Source organism: Paraliomyxa miuraensis, from assembly GCF_026337845.1.
GTDB classification, from domain to species: domain Bacteria; phylum Myxococcota_A; class Polyangia; order Nannocystales; family Nannocystaceae; genus Paraliomyxa; species Paraliomyxa miuraensis.
Genome location: NZ_JAOVZF010000147.1, coordinates 1 through 19,599 on the forward strand (window position 1 = coordinate 1; position 19,599 = coordinate 19,599).

The following is a 19,599-nucleotide window of genomic DNA, read 5'->3' on the forward strand; positions in this document are numbered from 1 at the left end:
ATCGTGAACAACCCGCCCCCAGGGTGGGCCATGGTCGTGAACAAACCCCGGCTACGGGTGGGTCATGATCGTGAACAACGACAGACGGCGAGCTGCTCGTCGCGCTCGTAGCGGAGATCCTGCAGGTCCATGCGCGGGCACATACCACGGGCAAGGGGTCGGGTGTTACCGTGGCGGGGTTCGGGGGCGCGATCGACATGAGCGGTGAGCGACGGCGAAGGGGTACGACGGTCGAGGCGGGGATGCTGGTGCTGGGCGTGGTGGTGGGCACGGGAGCCTGCAACCAGAGCCCGGGCGACGGCGGGGTCTTCAACGACGGCACCGATTCGTCGATGGGCACGTCGACCATCATGGGCACGAGCACGGGCACCGTGGACGACGGGACCACGGCGGTGGGCACCCACGGCACGGGGACGTCGACCGCCGACTCGAGCCAGGTGGACTCGACCGGCGTGACCTTCGACGTGGGTGGCTTCGACGACCTGTGCGGCTGCGGCGGCTACTTCATCTGGATCGCCAACGCCGAGGAGGGCACGGTCTCGAAGATCGACGTACAGACGCTGGCGGAGGTGGGTCGCTACATTACGCGGCCCGATGGCGCGGGCAGCCCCTCGCGCACCTCGGTGAGCCTGACCGGTGACGTGGCGGTGGCCAACCGCTACGGGGGCCTGGTGAAGTTCCACGCGGACATCGGTCGCTGCGAGGAGTCCAATGGCATGCCGGGGATCCAGACCTCGAGCGGCCCGGGCGACGTGCTGGCGTGGGACGTGGAGGAGTGCCGGGCGTGGTACATGGACTTCCCTACCTCCAACCAGCGGCCGGTGGCCTGGGCCCCGCCCGACGATCCCATGGCGGTCGACTGCGAGGATCCCCCGCGACAGCGCCTGTGGACGGTGGGGAGCACCACGCTCGGCTTGCCCGGCACGGGGGGCATGGACGGCGTGACGGTGTGGCTGGTCGACGGCGACGATGGCTCGACGCTCGAGCAGATCGACGTGCCCGAGTTCAGCGGATTCCAGCTCGGTGCGTATGGCGGCGCGGTCAACGGGCGAGGCGACCTGTTCTTCTCCACCCAGGGAGCGCTCACGTTCGGCAACAACCGGCTCGCGCGGGTGGACATCGAGACCCTCGACGTGACGATCTGGATGGTCCCGCCCGAGATCGCCCCCTATGGGATCACGGTCGATCACGAAGGGCGGCCGTGGCTGTCGTCCATGCTCGGTCAGAGCGCGGTGCGCTTCGACCCCGAGACCGAGACCTGGGACATCGTGGACGGCAGCTTCACCAGCCAGGCGGGCCTGATGGAGCATCCGAGCGGGCACATGTGGATCGGCACCGACGTCGGCGCGATCGAGGTCGACGTGGAGACGCTGGAGCTCGGGAACGTGTTCGTCCCCACCGGCGGCGGGTTGGTCAAGGGGATCAGCGTCGACCGCGAGGGGTTCGTGTGGGCGGTCAACCAGATCGCGCACAGGTTCGACCCCGCCACGGGGGTGGCGGTCGGGACCTACAATGGGCTGTCGAGCCCGTATACGTACTCGGACATGACCGGGTGGGCGCTGCTCAACGCGGCCTGCGTGCCCGAGGGCTAGGAACCTCGCCTCGACGAGCTTGGTGCGAGCCCGGGAGGACGGTCGGGTATGGGTGAGACACGCTCCAGCTTGAGCCGGATCGTCGCCGAGAATTCGCTGTTCTCCGTGCTCCCCGAGGCGGCGCGCCGCAGCGTCGTGTCGTGCCTGCATCCGCAGTCGATCGACGATGGGGCCTATCTGTTCCACGCCGAGCAGGCGGCCGACCGCCTGTACGTGGTGGCCAGCGGCGAGCTCGAGGTGGTCCGCGTGGGCGAGGGAGGAACGGTGGAGCGCCTCAACCTGGTGGGGCCGGGGGAGCTCGTGGGGGAGCTGGCCTTGCTGCGTGGGGCCCTGCGCAGCGCGAGCGTGCGGGCCCACGGGCGCGCCCTGGTGTACTGGATGCACGCGGCCGACTTTGCCGCGCTCGTGCATCGCTGGCCGGCGCTCGCGATCGAGGTTGCCGGGAGGGTGGCGGACAACTTCGTGGTCTCGGAGCGACGCTGGCACGCCCGGACGCGCGCCCGCGTGTGGTGCGTGCATGCCTCGCTGCCGTTCGAATTCGTCGAGGCGCTGATCTCCGCCGCGATCGGGCATCTCGACCTCGATGCTCCGCGCCGCGTGGTGCTGGCAGCACGCGAGCCTCGCGAGCCCCGCGACCTGGGTGGATTTCGCGTGGAGGCGCCGACCTTGCCCTCCGAGCCCGTCGCGCGCCAGCAGCGGCTCGAGCACGAGGCCGAGCACTCCGCCCTCGTGCTGGTGCACGACGACGGGCCGGAGCTCGCGATGATGCTCCCCGGCAGCGACGCGCTGCTGGTGGGGGCAAGGGCCCCGCGGATCGAGCCGCCGGTCTCCGTGCGCAGGCTGGAGATCACGCGCACGGGTCTGCCCACGCGCGATCGGATCAAGGCCCGCCGCGATGCCCCACTGTCGAGCGTGGCGCCCCGCGTGGCCCGCACCCTGCTCGGCCGCAGCGTGGGGCTCGCCCTGGGCGGCGGCGGGGCGCTCGGCTACGCCCACCTCGGAGTGCTCGACGTGCTCGAGGAGCTGGGGGTGGGCATCGACTTCGTGCTCGGCACCAGCATGGGGGCGATCATCGGTGGCGCCCATCTCTGCGTCGGCTCGGAGGCCCTGCGTCGGCGCATGGACGAGCTGCGGCGCCCGCTCGACTGGATGACCGTGGTCGACCCCACGGTCGTGACCTCCGGGGTGCTCTCGGGACATCGCGCGAGCCGATTCCTCACCGATCTCCTGAAGCTCGAGCGCTTCGACGAGCTGTGCACCCCGTTTGCCGCCGTGGCGCTCGACATCGAGTCGGGCGAGGAGTGCGTGATCCGTGAGGGTTCGATCGTCGACGCGGTGCGAGCGAGCATCGCCATCCCGGGGGTGCTCATGCCCCATAGCTACGACGGCCCGTTCGGCCCCGGCGCCCGCTTCGTGGATGGCGGCATGATCAACAACGTGCCGGTCGACTGCGTGCGTGCGATGGGAGCCGACCGGGTGATCGGAGTGCACGTGATGGGCCGCGCTCCGCGGGGGCCGAGCGACCGCGGACGCTCCCTCCTGCGGAGGCGTCTGCCGGGCCTGGGCGGGCTCGACCGCCTCCATACGGCCGCCCTGACCTACGTGGTGGCGCTCGCCCGCAGCGGCGAGCGCCAGGTCTACATGGCCGACGTGGGGCTCATCCCCGACACCTCGGGCTATTCGGTCTACGAGCTGTGGCGTGGTCGCGAGATCGCACAGACCGGGCGTCGAGCGGCCGAGAAGGCCCGGGATCGGCTTGCCGTGCTCGCTCCGCGGCGGCTCGAGTGAGCCGCGGGAGCTCGCTGCGGATCAACGCGGCTTGCGTGCCCGCGGCCCCGGCGTGCGCCTGGGCGGTCGGACCACCTCCATCGCGCGCTCGAGCAGCTCGTCGCGACCCGCCCGGAGGCCCTCGAGCGTGGGCTCCATGGGGATCGTGGGAGTGACCCCCACGACGTGATGGGTGGAGCCATCGTGCTTGACCACCCGCATGCCGGTGGAGATCACGACGTAGCCGCCGGGCGTGGTGAACGGATTGACGTTGCCGTTGGCCCCCGCGGTGGGTCCCCCGATGATCTCGCCGAGCCCGAAGCCCTCGACGTAGCCCATGACCGACTCGGCGTAGCTGATCGCGCCCGCGCCGGTGATGAACGCCACCTTGCCCGTGATGCGCGGCTCCGCGGGGGTGAGGTCCCAGCCGTGCTCGGTCCACCCGGCCGGGGCCACGTGATCGGGTCGGATGATGCGAGGCACGAGCATCCAGCGATCGTTCTCGGGCGCGGTGAGCAGGTGCTGGAGCACGAGGAAGTTGTCGCCCTTGGGGTAGGCGCGCAGATCGAAGATCACCCCCGAGGCGGCGGCGAGGGTCGCGAGCTCGGGCTGGATGTCGGCCCAGACCGCTCGTGACAGGTCGACGTACCAGACTCCGCGCTCGAGCTCCTCGATCGGCTCGTGCTCGAACGAGGTGGGGGCGTGCGCGTTGCGGCGCTGCACCTCGACCGTCATCGTCTCGCCGCTGCGCTCGATCTCGAAGCTGGCCATGGAGCCGGGGGGACCCTCGGAGAAGCCCGACCACGCGAGCAGTCGATGCTCGACCCACTGAGGGGATCCCGAAGCCCGGGTGCTGGCGGCCGCCACCACCTCGTCGATGTCTCGGCCCTCGTAGCGCCGCACCACGTCGCCGCGCCGGAGCAGATCGGCCTCGGCTGCGGCCAGCACGACGACGCGCCCCTCCACGCGAGCGAACGACACGGGCACCGGCGCCGCCTCGCGGGCGAAGGGCGGCTGCACCCAGCCATGTCCGTCGTGCAGCGCGGACACCATGTGCTCGAGGGTCTGCACGGTGTCGGCCGCGCTGCCGTCGAGGAGCACGGCCGCGAGGGCCTTGTCGAGCACGGCCGACCAGTCGACGTCGACCGCGTCGAAGTAGGGGTAGAAGTGCTGGAACACGTTCCAGGTCACGATCACCGCGGCGATGCGTACCGCGGGGTCGTTGGCCGACCGTGGCACCGCGGACGGCAGGACCGGCTCGACTGCGCTCCAGCCGGGTGGAGGCAGGGTGTGGCCGCCCTTGGAGTAGAGCGAGATCGGGAGCTGGCACCAAAGACCCGCCCCCAGCGATGCGCGCAGCAGCTCGCCCGGCTCGGGCTGCTCCTCGAACGGCGCCTCGGTGAGCGTGATCGTCTTGCGAGCGAGCCACAGCGATCGATTGCCGCCGCGGGCCTGCGGACGGATCTGCTGGGTGAAGTTCGGGGCGTCGAGCTCCCAGCCCGTCGCCTCGGTGCCGTCCTCGAAGCCGGGGTTGACCAGGGGAACCGGGCGCCAGCTCGCGCCGTCGCGGACGTCGAGCGAGAACTCGTCGACCCAGACCGCGCCCTGGCCGGTGACCGCGGCGCCCAGCGTGATCGTCGTGGCGTCATCGGGGACCTCTTGCTGCACCGAGACCTCGCCCCACTCGAAGCCCTCGTGGTCGCCGCTCTTGGCCCACACGCTTTGCTCGGACGGTTGATGGATCCGCATGTGCAGCTTCGTGCTGGCCTGCGGGGCCTCGGGGTCGGTCCGCGCCCAGCCGCGCAGGCGGATGGTCTTGCCGCGCAGGGCCGAGGCCTCGACGTCCTGGACCGCGAGCACCGTGCGCTGCTGACCGGCGGGCACGTCGCGCCGCCGATGGGTCCGCTTGCTCGAGTACACCGTGGGCATGTCCCCAAAGCCGTAGCCCAGGTGCTGCCACGCCACGAGCTCGAGGCCCTCGGTGCTGGCGGGAAACAGGTCCGCGGCCGTGCGAGGCGACTCGCCGTCCACGAACACGTCGAGGGTGGGCGCGATGGGCAAGAACAGCTCCTCGAGGGCGGCGTCGAGCTCGGCCCGATCGGTGCCTCGCATGACCCTGCCGACCCCGTGCACCACGAAGCGATCCCAGTCGACGGCGGCAGCCTCGTCGCTGGGGTGGAAGTAGCGGGCATAGCCGTAGAGCCGGGCGAACGCCCGCAGCTCCTCGAGGTCGGTGGTGGCGGGCGCATCGACGGCCTTCCGCGCACCCACGGGCGGCGGCGGCTCGGAGGGCGCGGGGGAGCGACAGCTCGTCGGGATCGCCAGCGACGAGGCGAGGACGAGGGCGGTGCGAACGTTCATGAGGCGTAACTCCTGGCAGGAGGCTCGAGCCGACGGGATCATGATCCTCACACCGGGCGATGGTTGTCGACCGTGGGCGGCACGATGTCGGCCGAGGCCTGCATGTGGAGCGCGTCGGGGTGCCGCCGGTAGTGCTGCCGCACCGCCGACGCGAGCGCCTGCTTGACCTCGGTGGTCACCGGTGAGGCGCTCGGACCGACCTCCCTCGCCACTGGATCGGGCAGCGCGGCGACGAGCGCCCGCAGCAGCTCGTCCTGCGGCCCGGGCATCCACGGCTCCCACGAGGCAAGCCGCTCGCGATCCACGTGAGACGGCAGCGAGCCGAGGATCCCCACGTCGTTCTGGTCGTGCACGAGCAGGCCCGAGGTGGTGCCGCGATCGAGCGTGAGCACCTGGAACAGGTAGACGGTGTGGTACTCGAGCTGCCGCGCGCGATCGTCCTCGGAGACCTCGCGACGCTTCGCGAGCGCGTCGCTCAGGATCCCGCAGTAGGTGTCGATGCTGCGCTCGCCGACCGTGCGCACGAGCGTGGCATCGGCCTCGTGATCGCCGGTGTCGTGGCCCTCGAGGTAGAAGTGGATCACGCCGCGGTGCCGCTGCAGCGCGGGGATGTGGAAGTAGCGCGCGCCCTGGGCGATCGCATGCTCGTACCAACGCGGCGCGGCCCCGCGCAGGCTGGCCGCGAAGCACTCGCGATCGACCTCGACGGGAATCGACGGGTTGAGGTCGGCCATCAGGCGCCAGTAGCCGCTGCGGTTGCGCAGCTCGGTCCAGCTGAAGTGCATGTGCACCGACGGCGCGTGGGGATTGCGGGGGTGGATGATCGTGGACAGGGCGGTCGCCGACCCGAGCGGTCGCGCGGGGTCGTCGTCGTAGTGCACCTGCGAGACGTTGACCGAGCCGCGATCGAACACGGCAGTGTCGCCGAGCTCCCAGCGCGTGCCACCGCCGTGCCGCCCCTCGTCGCGGAGCCACGTGACGGCCCGGAACCGATCCCAGCGGGAATCATGATCGCGATCGGGGTCGGAGCCCCCCCCGGTCGATGCGTGGGCGTTGGCCACCGCCTCGAGACCATCGACGAAGCGGCGCTGGAGCGACTCGACGAGGGCGTGAGCCGCGATGGCACGGGGGGAGCGGGCGCGGGTGGGATCCACGAGCGGACGATAGCGCAGGCCAACCGGCTCCCATGCGCCAAACCATGCGCCAAACATGCACGAGTCTGGCGATCGCGGTGCCCCCCGCGGTTCGTGAGCCTTGCAACGGCGGGCCATGCGGGGGATCGTGGTGGCGTGGCGGACGGGCGCGCACGGATCGGCTGGCTGCATGTCTCGGATCTCCACGTGACCAAGCAGAAGGTGGGCCACCACCACCTGCGCCGGCCGGGCGGCGAGCTGTGGGCCGAGGTCCTACGGGAGTTCCTCGACGACCTCGACGCGCAGCTCGAGGCCACGGGACTGCGGCCCGAGCTCGTGCTCATCACCGGCGATCTGGTCTACAGCGGTGAGCCCGCGCAGTACGAGGATCTCGATCGCGAATTCCTCGGGCCGTTGCTCCGGCACCTGCGATCGCGCGGCGTCGACCCGGTGGTGTTCGGGGTGCCGGGCAACCACGACGTTCGCCGCCCCTCGGCGAAGCAGGCGCGGAACTATCGACTGCTGCGAGAGTACGACCGCCCCGACGACGAGGATCCGGACCTGCACGGCCTGCGAGAGGAGCTGTGGCAGGCCCGCGACGCCGGGTTCCTGACGCCGCTGTTCCCGGGCTACCTCGAGTGGATGGAGCGCACGATGCTCCCGACGCTGTCCTCGAGAGCGCTGTCCTCGGGGCTCTCGGTGGAGGGGCTGCACCGCTCGCACGTGCCGGGCGATCTGTCGGTGATCGTCGCGCGCGACGGCCTGCGGCTGTTGCTGGTGGGGCTCAACTCGGCGTGGATCCAGTTCGACGGCGGCGACTTCCAGGGCAAGCTCCACGTGCCGATCGAGCAGCTCTACGCCGCGCTGGCTTCCGACGTGCACGAGGCGCGGCAGCGCTTCGACCACGTGCACGGGGCGCTGCTGCTCATGCACCACCCACCCAACTGGCTGTCGAAGGCGGCCAGGCGGAGCTTCGACGTGCAGGTGTACCCGTCGCGGGACGATCGCTTCAGCGCGTGTCTCTTCGGCCACATGCACGAGGCGCGCTCGGAGATGGTCGCGGGCAACGGGGCTGCGATGCGCTACTTCTATCAGTCGCCGTCGCTGTTCGGGCTCGAGCACTACGGGCAATCACAGGCGCGACTCGACGTGGGGTACTCGCTCGGCGCGCTCTACGAGGACGAGGAGATCCGGCTGTGGGTGCGACGGCTGACCAAGCACGGGCGCTTCTCGGTGGACCCCGAGCTGGTGCTACGGCCAGACGGAGCGCTGCAGCTGCGACCGGGCCGTGCCCACCCGAGGTCGACGCGATCCGCTGCCTCCCCGACGGAGCCCCCGACGAGGATGGATCTCGCCGCGGCCGGGCTGGATCCCGTGCGACCCAGCGACGCGGCGATGCTGCGAAGCTGGCTGCTGACGCGCTACGATCGTCTCGAGCTGCTGGCGCCGATGTCGACGTTCTCGGTGCCGTTCGACGAGGTGTACATCCCGCTCTCGCTGTCGATGCAACCGGCGTGGCAGGGTCGACGACGCCACCGTCGTGGCCTCGAGCCCGGCGGCACCGGACGCGAGCTCGAGCTGCCGGAGCTGTTTGCGCGCGCGCAGGGCGATCGCGAGGTGATCGTCCTGGGCGAGCCCGGCTCGGGCAAGTCCACCACGCTGGAGAAGATCTGCCACCAGCTGCTGGTGGAAGGCGGAGAGGCCGTGGGGCTCCCCCCGCAGACGCTGCCGCTGCTGCTCCCGCTGCGGCACCTGACGGCGGCCGACCTCGAGCAGGACGATCCGCTGCGAGCGCTGGCGCGACGCGAGGCGGTACGAAGCGAGCCCCGGCTCCCCGTGGAGGTGATCGAGCGGCTGTGGTCGTGCGGAGGCTTGCTGCTGCTGCTCGATGGCCTCGACGAGGTCGCCGACGAACCACTGCGTGACGAGTTGTTCGCTCGCCTCGTGACGCTTGCCGCCAGGTGGCGGCGGCACGGCGTGCGCATGGTGCTGTCGTCGCGGTTCTCGGGGCTCACGTCGCGAGCGCTCGAGGGCCTCGATCGCAGCTTCTTGCGGCTCGACGTGCGACCGATGGAGCGCACGCGGCTCGAGGCGCTGGTGCAGCGATGGTTTCGTGCGGCCAAGCACTGGCAAGCGGCGCCGCGAACCGCCGACGAGCGTGCACGCGCGGACGCCGATGCCGGGGAGCACGCCGCGAGGGTGATCGTCGAGCTGCGGCGCATCGAGACCTTCGACTTCGAGTTCAAGGCACTGGTCGCCTCGCCGCTGTTGCTCACGCTGGTGTGCGCGGTGGCGCTGGCGAACGGGCAGATCCCCCACGAGCGACCGGAGCTCTACCAGCGCTGTCTCGAGGTGCTCCTGCGTCGCAGCACGCACAAGACCGGCGAGCCGGCGCCGCTGCCGGAGGCAGAGGCGCTGCGCGTGCTGCAGGTGGTCGCCTTCCGCATGCACGAGCAGCGCCGTCGCGATGGACTGACCGCCGCCCGACTCCAGCAGTGGGCGCTCCACGACCGCGAGCAGCGTCGGGGTCCCGGGGGAGAGGGACTCGATGCCGCGGCGCTGCTTCGCTGGCTGCACGAGCACGCGGGCGTGCTCACGGCCCACGGCGAGGACGACTACGGGTTCGCGCACCTGACCTACCAGGAGTACCTCGCGGCACTGCACGTGGCCTACGAGGGCGGCGAGGCGATCCGCGAGCTGGCCGAGCGCTTCGGGGATCCATGGTGGCAGGAAGTCACGCTGCTGAGCCTGGCGCAGCGGCACCGACGCACGTTCGAGACCTTCATGGACCACGTGCTCGCGGGCGACCGCTGGCTGGGGGACGAGGTACGGGACGAAGGTGATTCGCCGGAGCTCCGCCGCGGGGCTCGCCCGCCGATGGAGCTGCTGCGTCAGTGCTGGGAGCAGGCCAGCGAGCGCTCGGTCGCACCGTTCCTGCCGGTGCTCGAGCGACCTCGCGCGAGCGGCTGGTGGCGTCGCATGCTGGGGTTGTTCGGCCGCACCATGGACACCGGCGAGCTGCACCGACGGCGTGCCCGCGTGCTGCAGCTGCTGCTCGGGCAGACCGAGCCCGAGCTGCTCGATCGGGCCCGGCGGCTGCGAGACGACGAGAGCGAGGACGGTGACGTGCGAGCGCTGGCGCGCGAGCTGGTGGATCGCGCCGAGCGGAGGCGGCCGGTGCATGAGAGGCCGAACGTTGCCGCGGAGGTGACGGGCACCGCGTCCGTGATTCCGAAGGCCGAGCCGGAAGCGCCGCACAGCGAGGAAGAGTCGCTCGCCGACGAGGCACTGGTGGCCCTCGACGATCTGGAGCTGGTGGTCGAACGGCCCGAGGGCCTGACGGCCGAGCTCGCATACGACGGCGACTACGACGAGGATGATGGCGGATTCGCAGAGGACGACGGGATCGCCGAGGCGAGCCCCGTGGAGCGAGAAGCGGTACCCAAGGACATCGACGGCGACGACGATGACCAGAGCGGGTTTGCCGTCACGGCAAAGAGGTTGGGGCGTGCGATCGGTTCGGCACGAAGGTCTGCCCACCCGGGCGCCGCGAGACAGGAACGCCGCCGAAGCGAGCCGACGCGAGGACCCGCCAAGCCATCGATGACGTCCGACGAGCCGACGCCCACTCCGGCGCCGCAGCGCAGTCCCATGCCCTCGACGCTCGCCGCGCCTGCACCGGTACCCGAGCCCGAGCTCGTCGCCGAGCCGGCACCCGAGCCCGAGCCACTTCCTGACATGGCTCCTCCGCCTCCTCGACCCAAGCCGCGCCCGCGGCCGCCCGTCCAACCTCCGGCGAAATCCGCTTCGAGCCTCGGGGAGGAGGCCAAGCCCGTCATCGTCACAAGAGACATCCCGCGTGCCGAGGCCGAGCCGAGCGGGATGCCGATGATGGGCGCCCCCTTGCCTGGGTCCTTCGATGCACCTCCTCCCAGCCCAGCCGCGGCATCCACGGCCAGGCCTCCGGCCACGAAGCCGTGCGCCCCCGAGCCCGAGCCCAAGCCCGAGCCCGAGCCCGAGCCATGGATCGAGCCCACCACGGGCATTCGGTTCCTGTGGGTTCCAGGCGGCACCTTCGCGATGGGCTCGACCGACGACGATCCCGAGGCCGATCAAGAGGAGCAACCCTCGCACGTGGCCACGGTGACCGGCTTCTGGCTCGCCGAGACGCCCGTTACCAACGCGCAGTACCAGGCGATGCTCTTGGCAGACGCCGACGCACCGGAGCCCGCATACTGGCGCGCCTCCGGGTACTCCGGCCGCAACCATCCGGTCGTGGGCGTACGATGGTCCGACGCCCAACGCTTCTGCAGCTGGCTGAGCCGGATCACCCAGCGACGCATCGCGCTTCCCAGCGAGGCCCAGTGGGAGCGCGCCGCGAGGGGCGACGATGCACGCCGCCATCCGTGGGGCAACGAGCCTCCCAGCGAGCTTCGAGCCTGCTTCGGGCGCGGACCCATTCCCGGACGCACGAACCCAGTCGGCGACGTCCCGCTAGGACGAGGCCCCTACGGCCACCTCGACCTGGTCGGCAACGTCTGGGAGTGGTGTCAGGACACATGGGATCCCCGCGCCTACGCGCGAGCGAGCCTCTGGTCCAAGGTCGATCCCGTGGTCGTCTCGGAAGGAGCCGACGACCACACCGGTCGAGGCGGAGGCTGGAGCGACGATGCTTCGCGCATGCGCTCGGCCTGTCGAGTGGGGATCGCGGACGAGGTCTGGGACGTCGACGTCGGCTTCCGCGTGTGCGTGCTCGACCGAGCTCGCGGAGAGTGACGATCGACCAGGTCGGTCGCGGGGCGATTCGGAGCGAAGCGCCCCAAGAAGTCTCACCGACGGCGCCGCAGCCCCCACAGCCCCAGCAGCGCCAGCAGCCACGGTGCGCCCGACGGCGAAGTGCTGCGGCAGCCGCAGCCCTCCAGACCACCGCCCTCGTCGCCGCTGCCATCCTGGCCCGGCGGCAAGCCCGAGCCGGTGCCTTCCTCGCCACCCGTACCCATGGGCCCACCGGATCCGTCTGCGCCCGTACCCGAGCCGCCCTCGGTGTCACCACCGGTCGAGTCCTCGCCCTCCATCGGAGGCTCGGGCGGATCCATGTCGACGCCCACGTAGACGATGAGCGACTCGCCCACGTTGCCCGAGTAGTCGGTGGCGATGGCCTGGAAGGTGTACTGCCCCGGAGGATAGGACCCGTTCCACACGTAGGGCGGTGAGGTCAGCACCCCGCCGGGAACCTCGGCGCCATTGATGAGCAGCGAGACCGTCTCGACGCCAAAGCCCATGCCGTCCTCGGCGATCGCCTCCACCGGGAACGCGGCCTGTCCCGTCCCGGGGTCGCTCATGAACACGGCGTTGTTCATGGGGTTCTGGATCGCCACGACGGGGGCATCCACGTCGCTGCTGGCATCGAACGGATTGCCGCACGAGGCCGAGAGTCCGCCGAGCGGGCCGGGATCGCAGCCTTCGGCCCACACGCCACCGGGATTGGCGGGCTCGAGGGGGAAGCTCTTGCAATCGGGCGTGGGAGCCCAGGTGCCGTCGACGTCGTGGCAAGGGGTGAGGTCGAAGCCCGACTCGGACTCGAACCAATCGATCCCCGTGTGCATCATCGAGTAGTAGCCACCACCCCCGCATGCACCGCCGTACGAGGTGATGCCGAACACGCGCCAGGTGTCGTCGCCGCCCTCGGCGGCCGGCAGCCGCACGAACACGGGACCACCCGAGTCCCCCTGGCAGGTATCCAACCCACCGCCACCGATGAACGGCTCGTTGTTGGAGATGCCGTTCAGCTGCATCGTGACCTCGCGCTTGATCCCGTAGGGACCGGTGTTGGCGGTGCCGAAGCCCACCGCGACCACCTCGCGACCGGGGGTGAGGATTCCGGTTTCGCAGCCCATCAGGATCGGCACGATCTGGATGTCGTTCTGCGGCTCTTGCAGCACGCACACCGCCCAGTCGTCGCCACCCCCGGGACCTCCGCCGGGATACGTGCTGCAGAACTGCGTGGGCACGCTACGTCCCGGCGAACCGTCGATGGTCTCGCCAAACGTGATCGAGCCGTATCCCGTACCGCAGTGTGCAGCGTAGATCACCACTTGCGGATGGACCAAAGTGCCCGTGCACGAGCCCTCCAGCGAGACGGTCGTCGGCCATCCGCAGCTCACCACCTCGGTCCCGCCGTAGATCTCTTGGGTGGGGGTCGCGGAGGCAACGGGAAAGGCGAAGGCAAGCAGTAGCGGAATTCCCAACATTGCGGACGAGCCTTCCATGCGAGTGGCTGCGGCGGCAAGGGGTTTTGGTGCCGCGCGTATCGCCCAGTGAGAATTGTCGACCTGGCACAACGTCCCCGAAGGGGAGCCGAACCGCGGTTATTCGGACCGAGCCGAGATGACCGGTCGCACGATCGACCGCATGGGTGTGATCAGTCTCGTCGCGTCGTCACCGCGATCGACGACGACGCGAGCGCCGACTCTTCGCCTTCACTCGGCTTGGTAGATCACCTTCATGCCGGGGCGAGGCTCGTCTTCGAGCGCGGACCGAGCACCCGACGGCGGAGGTGGCTCGACGATCGTCGCCCCCACCGTGGCGAGCTCGACGTAGCCATCGTCCTTCATGATCACGAAGGGGTGCTCGCCAAAGCGCAGGTGCCCCGCGCCGTCGTGCTCGATGATCTCGAGCTTGCCCATGCCGTAGCCCATGGGACCCCGCGCATAGTAGTGCGCGAGCACCTGGTAGGGCCCGGCGCGGCGCTTGCCCTCGAGCGCGAAGCACTCGGGCCCATAGCCGGTGGTCACGTCGGCATAGAGCTGTCCGCCCGAGCCAAGCGTGCGGTTGCTGAAGTAGGCATGACCGCCCTTGGCGTCGTACACGTGCAGGTCGACGTCGTTGGCATCGGTCTCCCAGTTGAGCACGAACCGCGTGGAGGCGGTGGTGGCCAGGGTCGCGCCGTGCTTGGTCAGCGAGGCCTCCACCTTGGCGCGCTGGCTTGGATCGGCCGCGATCCAGGCGGCGCCGATGAGGCCGAGATCCTCGCGCAGCACCTGCTCGACTCCGGCGAAGCGACCGCCCGGGTAGCTGCGATCGAGCGAGGCCTCGATCGCCGCGAACGCCTCGGCGTGGCGACCGGCCTTGAGCAGCGCGTAGGCGTGGAGGCGATGGCTCGAGGGATGGTCGGGCCGCTGCTCCACCGCGTGCGCGTAGGTATCGATGGCCAGCGCCAGTGCATTGCCCCCCAGCCGCTCGAGCCGCTCGCCCGCCATGCGCCGCAGGTCGGCCCGCGAGGGGAACAGATCGATGAGCGAGCCGTACGCCCGCGCCGCATCGTCGCGACGCCCCCGGGCCTCGTGCACCTCGCCCACCGCCACCAGGGCCAGCACGTCGCCGGGACTCTCGCCGCGCCAGGCCACGGCCTCGCGCTCGGCTCCATCGAGGTCGCCGCGGGCGAGCGCGGCCATCACGATCGCGAACCGCCCCTGGTAGGGATCGGCGACCGGGGGCTTCTCCTTCGACGCCACGGCGCCACCATCCGCGAGCTCGGTCATGGGGCGAGCACGACGAGCACGTGCGGGTCGCTCCTCGTCGGCCGGGGCCGCCGAGGGCTCGGGAGGAGGCGCCGCCTGCGAAGGCTCTCCCACGCCGCCGCCACCGCTGCCGGTGCCACGCAGCCCGAGCCCGCCAACCCCGAATGCATCACCATCGTCCTCTCCGCCGCGACCTTCGGCCAGCGGCCCTCCGGGTGCCGGCGCCGAGGGCAAGAGCGACGACGGATCGGCCGGGCCGCCGAAGCCCTTGTCATCGTCCTTGCCGTCGACATCGGCGGCGGCCACCTCGGCCTTCTTCTCCACCGCCACGATCTCCTCGGGAACCTCCGGCTCCTCGATCGGCATCGGCTCGGCCACGATCGGCTCGACCCTTCGCAGGCGCTCGACCCCCGAGGGCCCCACCGTCAGGATGTCGGCCAGCGCCCTTCGATCGATGCCGAAGCGGGCGTAGTCGGCCTCGGTCTCGAGCACGAGCAGGGCCGTGAAGTCGCTCAGCACGCGGTGTCGCGTGGAGAGCCCCACGATCTCGTCCTGCAGCGCGCGGCGGCGTTCGTGCTCGTCGGCCGCGAGCGCGCCGCGCTCGGCCTGGAGCGCGGCGATCCTCGCCTGCGCATGCGCCCGACCGAGCAGCGCCTCGGGCACGGAGGCGAGCACGGGCTGGCGATCGCGCACCGCGGCCCCGTCGAGCTGGATCTCGAGCGGCAGCTCGGGCGGCAGCTGGACGTAGACGAGCCGCGCGTCGCCCGGCTGCACGCCGTCGAAGGTGGTGGGCCACACCCACTCGGCCCCGGGCACCGTCACCCGCAGGCCCGAGCGCGTGGCCTGGCCCAGGCGCTCGGCGAGCGTGGACGCGGGCATGCGAGCATCGAGCACCACGCCGTCTTGGGGCAGCTCGGCACGGGTGAGCGCCGCGAGCATCGCCTGGTCCTGGATCCCGCCGTCGACGATCGCATCGACGCGCCGCAGGCCATGGCTCATCAGCCCCCGCAGCGCGAGCTGCAGCTCGCTGGCCTCGTGGGCACCGGCCGTGACCACGCCGTCGCCCACCAGCACCAGGCGCGGCGAGGCGGCTCCGAGCCCGGGCAGCGCGGCCAGAGCCTGCGAGAGATCGGAAGCCCCCATGGCCCCGCGCTCGCGCAGACCCTCCAGCATGGCGGTGCTCAGCCCGTCGGCGCGGCCCGAGTAGACGAGCTCCGTGCGCTGGTCGTACGCCACCACGTGCACGCGGGCCTCGCCCGGCAGCGACGCGACCAAGGCGCCGAGGCGCTCGACCTGCCCGCGAAAGTCGAGCGCTCGCGAGGCGCTGGTGTCCATGAGGATCGTGAGCGCGGTGATCGACTCGGCCGGGTTGTCGAGCACGGGCACCACCCGGGCCACCGCGAGGTCTCCGTAGCGCAGCCCCTCGGCGGGCACGTGGCCCACGCGCGCCTCGAGATCCTTGGTGGGTGCGAGCTTCTCTCGCTGGAGACCGAGGTGATAGACCGACGTGCCGACGCCTCCGAGCGAGGAGTCGCCCCCCACCGTGCCCTGCACGATCGCCACGTCCACGTCGAGCAGGTCGAGCTGCGGCAGGCCGCACAGCGGCAGGCGATAGGGCTCGGCCTCGTGGACCAGCTCTTGCGAGTACGAGAGCACGAGCTCCTTGCGCGCCCGCGGTGGAATGGGAAACACGCGCGCACGAAACACGTTGCCGGCGTCGTTCTCGAGCAGCGCGGGATCCTGGCGGCGGTGCAGGAAGTCCTCGTAGGCCACGCGCGCGGCCTGGCGCTCGACCACCTCGCCCTCCTGCCAGCGACCGTCGATCTGCATGGCGAAGCGGCTGATCGCGGACCCGGGCGGCAGCGTGATGGAGAAGCGTCCCTCGAGCTGGCGATCCTCGGGGTTGTCGAACGAGAGGCGCAGCTCGGTGAACGCCAGCGGCCCCTCGACGACCGCACGCGCCGTGAGCGAGGCCAGCCGCAGGCCCGTGCCATCCGAGGCGGTCAGCGACATCGGAGCCGCGTCCTCGCAGGCGTTGGCACGGACCCACGCGAGCTCGGCCCCGGGTGGAGCTGGCACCTGCACCACCTCGACGGGGACGGACGGCGTGCCGGGGGGAACCGTGGGCGCGGGCTCGGTGGGTTCGGCGGGCGCCTGGTCATGGTTGGTCGACTCGGGGGGCGCTTCTCGCGACGTGCAGCCCGTCACGGCCAAGGCCATCGCAATCGAACAGAGCAGTGCGGAGCACGACAGGGCACGGACCAGGCGGTGATTCACGGCCCGTCGAACGTATCAGCGTCGCGATGGGTGTTGTGTGGATTCCAACGCACCCCCGGGGCACCAACTCCGGTAGAGTGACCGGTGCGGTGTCGGCAAAGCTCGTAAAACCCACGCCCCCTGCCTTCCTCTCCATGGCGTTGGTGCTCGCTGCCACCGCTCGGCCCGACGTGGCCGAGGCGGCACCGCCCGACCCCGGTGGTTCCGCCGTGGTGCAGAACCCGTCGATCGAGCCGGTCGCGGACCCGGTGGTGATCGATTTCTCGAGCGACGCCAGGCCCGAGCACCGCCCCCGGATCGATCGCGATCGTCCGGCTGCGATCCGGTTCTCGGACCTCGACGCGCACCAGCGCGACGTCGAGCCGAGCGAGCCCGTCCCTCACGCTCCGTGGGCAAGCCGTCTTCCCGAGGGGCTGGCCCAGGTGGGCGGGATGGTGGTCCCGGAGGCCATGCTCGATGGCGCCACCATGGTGCCCGATGCGGCCACCGCCCTGACCCAGGGAACCGATCCCCAGGCGGGCGGACCCGATCTGAACGAGATCTGTGCCTTCCCCGACGAAGTGCCGCCCGGGATCTACGACTACGACCATCGCCCCGGCGGCGAGACCCCGCGCTTCCATACCGTGTACTTGAACTTCCTCGGCGGCGTGCTGAACACGGGCGCCGAGAACTCGGCCGAGAACCTCTCGAACATCGCGATCTCGGGGCACATGTTCCCCGTGTACGCGGGCGGCGAGGAGCGGGCGATCGCGGCCGCGCAGGCGGTGGCGGCCGACTTCGAGGACTGGGCCGTGCGCGTGGTGTACCTCGAGCGACCGCCCAAGGTGCTGCCCTACACCATGGTGATGGTGGGCGGCCACTACTCCGACACCACCGCGGGCCCGTCGGGCGGCGTCGCTCCGCTCGATTGCGAGGACTTCGGTCAGCGCAACGTGTGCTACGCGTTTCAGAACAACTCGCCCGCGACCACCCAGGCCAACGTGATCAGCCAGGAGATCGGCCACACCCTGGGCCTGGGCCACACCACCGCCAGCGACAGCGTGATGGCGTTCGGCTACGACAACACGCAGCCGGGCGACCTGGGCTTCCACGACGGCTGCGTGGACACGATCCAGGTGCAGGGCCAGAGCGCCGCCTGCGTGGGCGTCAACAAGTGCCATTGCGGCGTGGGCGACCAGCAGGACGACAAGGCGACCCTGTTCGCCACCTTCGCCCCGGCCGGCGTCGACGTGGTCGAGCCCACGATCGCGATCGTGCAGCCCCCCGACGGGGCGATGTACGAAGAGGGAGAGACGGTCCGGATCGAATTCGAACCGTGGGACGACGTGGGCGGCTACGGCTGGAAGCTGCTCGTCGAGAACGGCGCCGGCGAGGTGCTGGTCGACCAGGTCGACTACGACCGCGCCATGATCTTCGATCTCACGGGGCTGCCGCCCGACGTGTACACGATCACCGCCTACATCCAGGACCACGCCGATCACATCGTGACCGCCTCGGTGACGATCACGGTGGGCAGTTCCGAGGCGCTCGACGACAGCGGCGGGAGCGACGATGCGGGCTCGGGCAGCGGCGGGGGCACGCAGGGCGAGGACAGCGGTAGCTCGGGCGACACCAGCGCCAGCGCCGGCCAGGACACCGATCTCGACGACGGCTGCGGCTGCACCACCGGCGCTCCCCCGACCGCCGCGCTGGCGCTGTGGCTGCTGGGGCTGCTCGGCATGGCACGCCGACGGCGGTGACTCGCGGCTTGTCGCGGCCCCGGTGACACCGCATGCTTCGCCGACCATGCGGCGACCTTCCCCTGCCCTCCTGCTGCTCGCGGCCCTCGGCTGCGGCAGCTCGTCTGCGTCTCCTCCGGCCTCGGAGGGCGTGCCCGGTCCCGATGGTGTTCCGGCCGTCACGCCTCCCGCGGTCACGGCTCCGGTTGCCGCCGCCCCCTCGCGCCCCGCGGGCCCGGCCGACGATGCGTGCAGCAACGCGGCGCTCGAGCTGCCCGCAGGCACCGTGATCGCCACCGTCGACGGCGAGCCGATCCGCGCCGAGGCGCTCGGTGCCGAGAGTCGCGAGGCCGAGCGCGAGGCCCTGCACACGTACTGCCGCGAGGTGCATCGGATCCGCCAGATCACCACGCGCAACGCCATCGACGACCACCTGCTGGCCCGCGCCGCCCGCAAGGACGGCATCGACGTCGATCAGCTCGTGCGCAAGCACCTCGACGCCAACGTGCAGCGCCCGGACGCCAGCGAGGTCGATGCCTACTACGCGGCCAACAAGACCGAGCAGGCCCCGCCGCTCGAGCTGGTGCGTGGCCAGGTCGAGGAGGCCATGGTCAAGGAGCGCTCGCAGGCCGCCTACGACGGACTGCTGGCCGACCTTCACAAGGCCGCCAAGGTCGAGTCCAAGCTGCCCGACATTCGCCCGCCCGCCTACGACCTCGCGCCTCCCGATCACGCCGCGACCTTCGGCCCGGCCGACGCCAAGGTGCAGATCGTGGAGTTCTCCGACTTCGAGTGTCCCTACTGCTCGCGCGCGGCCACGACGGTGGCCGCGGTCAAGCAGCGCTTCGGCGACCAGGTGCAGTTCAGCTACCGGCACTTCCCGCTGTCGTTCCACCCGGCCGCGCGCCCTGCCGCCGAGCTGAGCCAGTGCGCGCTCGAGCAGGGCAAGTTCTGGGAGGTGCACGACGAGATCTTCGAGCACCAGAGCGAGCTGTCGGCCGAGAGCCTGCGCGGCATGGCGCAGAATGCCGGGCTCGACATGAGCAAGCTCGACGAGTGCCTGGCCTCGGGCCGGGCGCGCCAGCAGGTCGACCAGGATCTCGCCAAGGGCCAGGAGGTCGGCGTGCGCGGGACCCCGAGCTTCTACATCGACGGGCGGCCCTACGACGGCGACCTCGGCCCCGACGCGCTGGGGGCCGCGATCCAGGACGCGCTGGGGGCGTCGTAGGGC

General features: G+C 71.0%; 9 protein-coding genes. 5 read left to right on the top strand and 4 right to left on the bottom strand.

What is annotated here, in order from left to right:
* Positions 1–170 precede the first annotated feature (170 nt).
* Both OEB96_RS13675 and OEB96_RS13680 read left to right on the top strand, forming a co-directional pair.
* Positions 171–1,592, top strand: coding sequence for a Vgb family protein (locus tag OEB96_RS13675; protein WP_266216073.1), 1,422 nt, complete (start codon positions 171–173; stop codon positions 1,590–1,592).
* 69 nt (positions 1,593–1,661) lie between these two features.
* Complete coding sequence (locus OEB96_RS13680; protein ID WP_266216074.1) at positions 1,662–3,380, top strand: patatin-like phospholipase family protein; 1,719 nt, start codon at positions 1,662–1,664, stop codon at positions 3,378–3,380.
* Between the two features lie 21 nt (positions 3,381–3,401).
* Here the strand turns inward: OEB96_RS13680 and OEB96_RS13685 are convergent, their stop codons facing one another.
* Together OEB96_RS13685 and OEB96_RS13690 are read right to left on the bottom strand one after the other, a co-directional pair.
* Entirely contained in the window at positions 3,402–5,720 is a 2,319-nt protein-coding gene (locus tag OEB96_RS13685) for a S41 family peptidase (RefSeq protein ID WP_266216075.1), read from the bottom strand.
* A gap of 47 nt (positions 5,721–5,767) precedes the next feature.
* Complete coding sequence (locus tag OEB96_RS13690) at positions 5,768–6,874, bottom strand: coproporphyrinogen III oxidase (RefSeq protein WP_266216076.1); 1,107 nt, start codon at positions 6,872–6,874, stop codon at positions 5,768–5,770.
* A gap of 135 nt (positions 6,875–7,009) precedes the next feature.
* Between OEB96_RS13690 and OEB96_RS13695 the strand changes: the two genes are divergently transcribed.
* The gene (locus OEB96_RS13695) at positions 7,010–11,629 is read left to right on the top strand and encodes an SUMF1/EgtB/PvdO family nonheme iron enzyme (protein ID WP_266216077.1); all 4,620 of its coding nucleotides are present in this window, start codon (positions 7,010–7,012) and stop codon (positions 11,627–11,629) included.
* 53 nt (positions 11,630–11,682) lie between these two features.
* Here OEB96_RS13695 and OEB96_RS13700 read toward each other — a convergent pair whose 3' ends face one another.
* Both OEB96_RS13700 and OEB96_RS13705 read right to left on the bottom strand, forming a co-directional pair.
* Positions 11,683–13,104: a trypsin-like serine protease gene (locus OEB96_RS13700; protein WP_266216078.1), complete on the bottom strand. Its 1,422-nt coding sequence runs from the start codon at positions 13,102–13,104 to the stop codon at positions 11,683–11,685.
* 228 nt (positions 13,105–13,332) lie between these two features.
* Positions 13,333–16,593, bottom strand: a complete 3,261-nt coding sequence (locus OEB96_RS13705; RefSeq protein WP_266216079.1) for a VIT domain-containing protein — start codon at positions 16,591–16,593, stop codon at positions 13,333–13,335.
* A gap of 191 nt (positions 16,594–16,784) precedes the next feature.
* Between OEB96_RS13705 and OEB96_RS13710 the strand changes: the two genes are divergently transcribed.
* On the top strand, positions 16,785–18,389 hold the full coding sequence (locus OEB96_RS13710) for an MYXO-CTERM sorting domain-containing protein (protein ID WP_266216080.1): 1,605 nt from the start codon (positions 16,785–16,787) through the stop codon (positions 18,387–18,389).
* Between the two features lie 46 nt (positions 18,390–18,435).
* On the top strand, positions 18,436–19,596 hold the full coding sequence (locus OEB96_RS13715; protein ID WP_266216081.1) for a DsbA family protein: 1,161 nt from the start codon (positions 18,436–18,438) through the stop codon (positions 19,594–19,596).
* Positions 19,597–19,599 lie beyond the last annotated feature (3 nt).

Coding starts and splice junctions, on each gene's coding strand:
- OEB96_RS13685 (WP_266216075.1), bottom strand. CDS start 5,720: ATGAACGTTCGCACCGCCCTCGTCCTCGCCTCGTCGCTGGCGATCCCG.
- OEB96_RS13700 (WP_266216078.1), bottom strand. CDS start 13,104: ATGTTGGGAATTCCGCTACTGCTTGCCTTCGCCTTTCCCGTTGCCTCC.
- OEB96_RS13705 (WP_266216079.1), bottom strand. CDS start 16,593: ATGGCCTTGGCCGTGACGGGCTGCACGTCGCGAGAAGCGCCCCCCGAG.
- OEB96_RS13710 (WP_266216080.1), top strand. CDS start 16,785: ATGGCGTTGGTGCTCGCTGCCACCGCTCGGCCCGACGTGGCCGAGGCG.
- OEB96_RS13715 (WP_266216081.1), top strand. CDS start 18,436: ATGCGGCGACCTTCCCCTGCCCTCCTGCTGCTCGCGGCCCTCGGCTGC.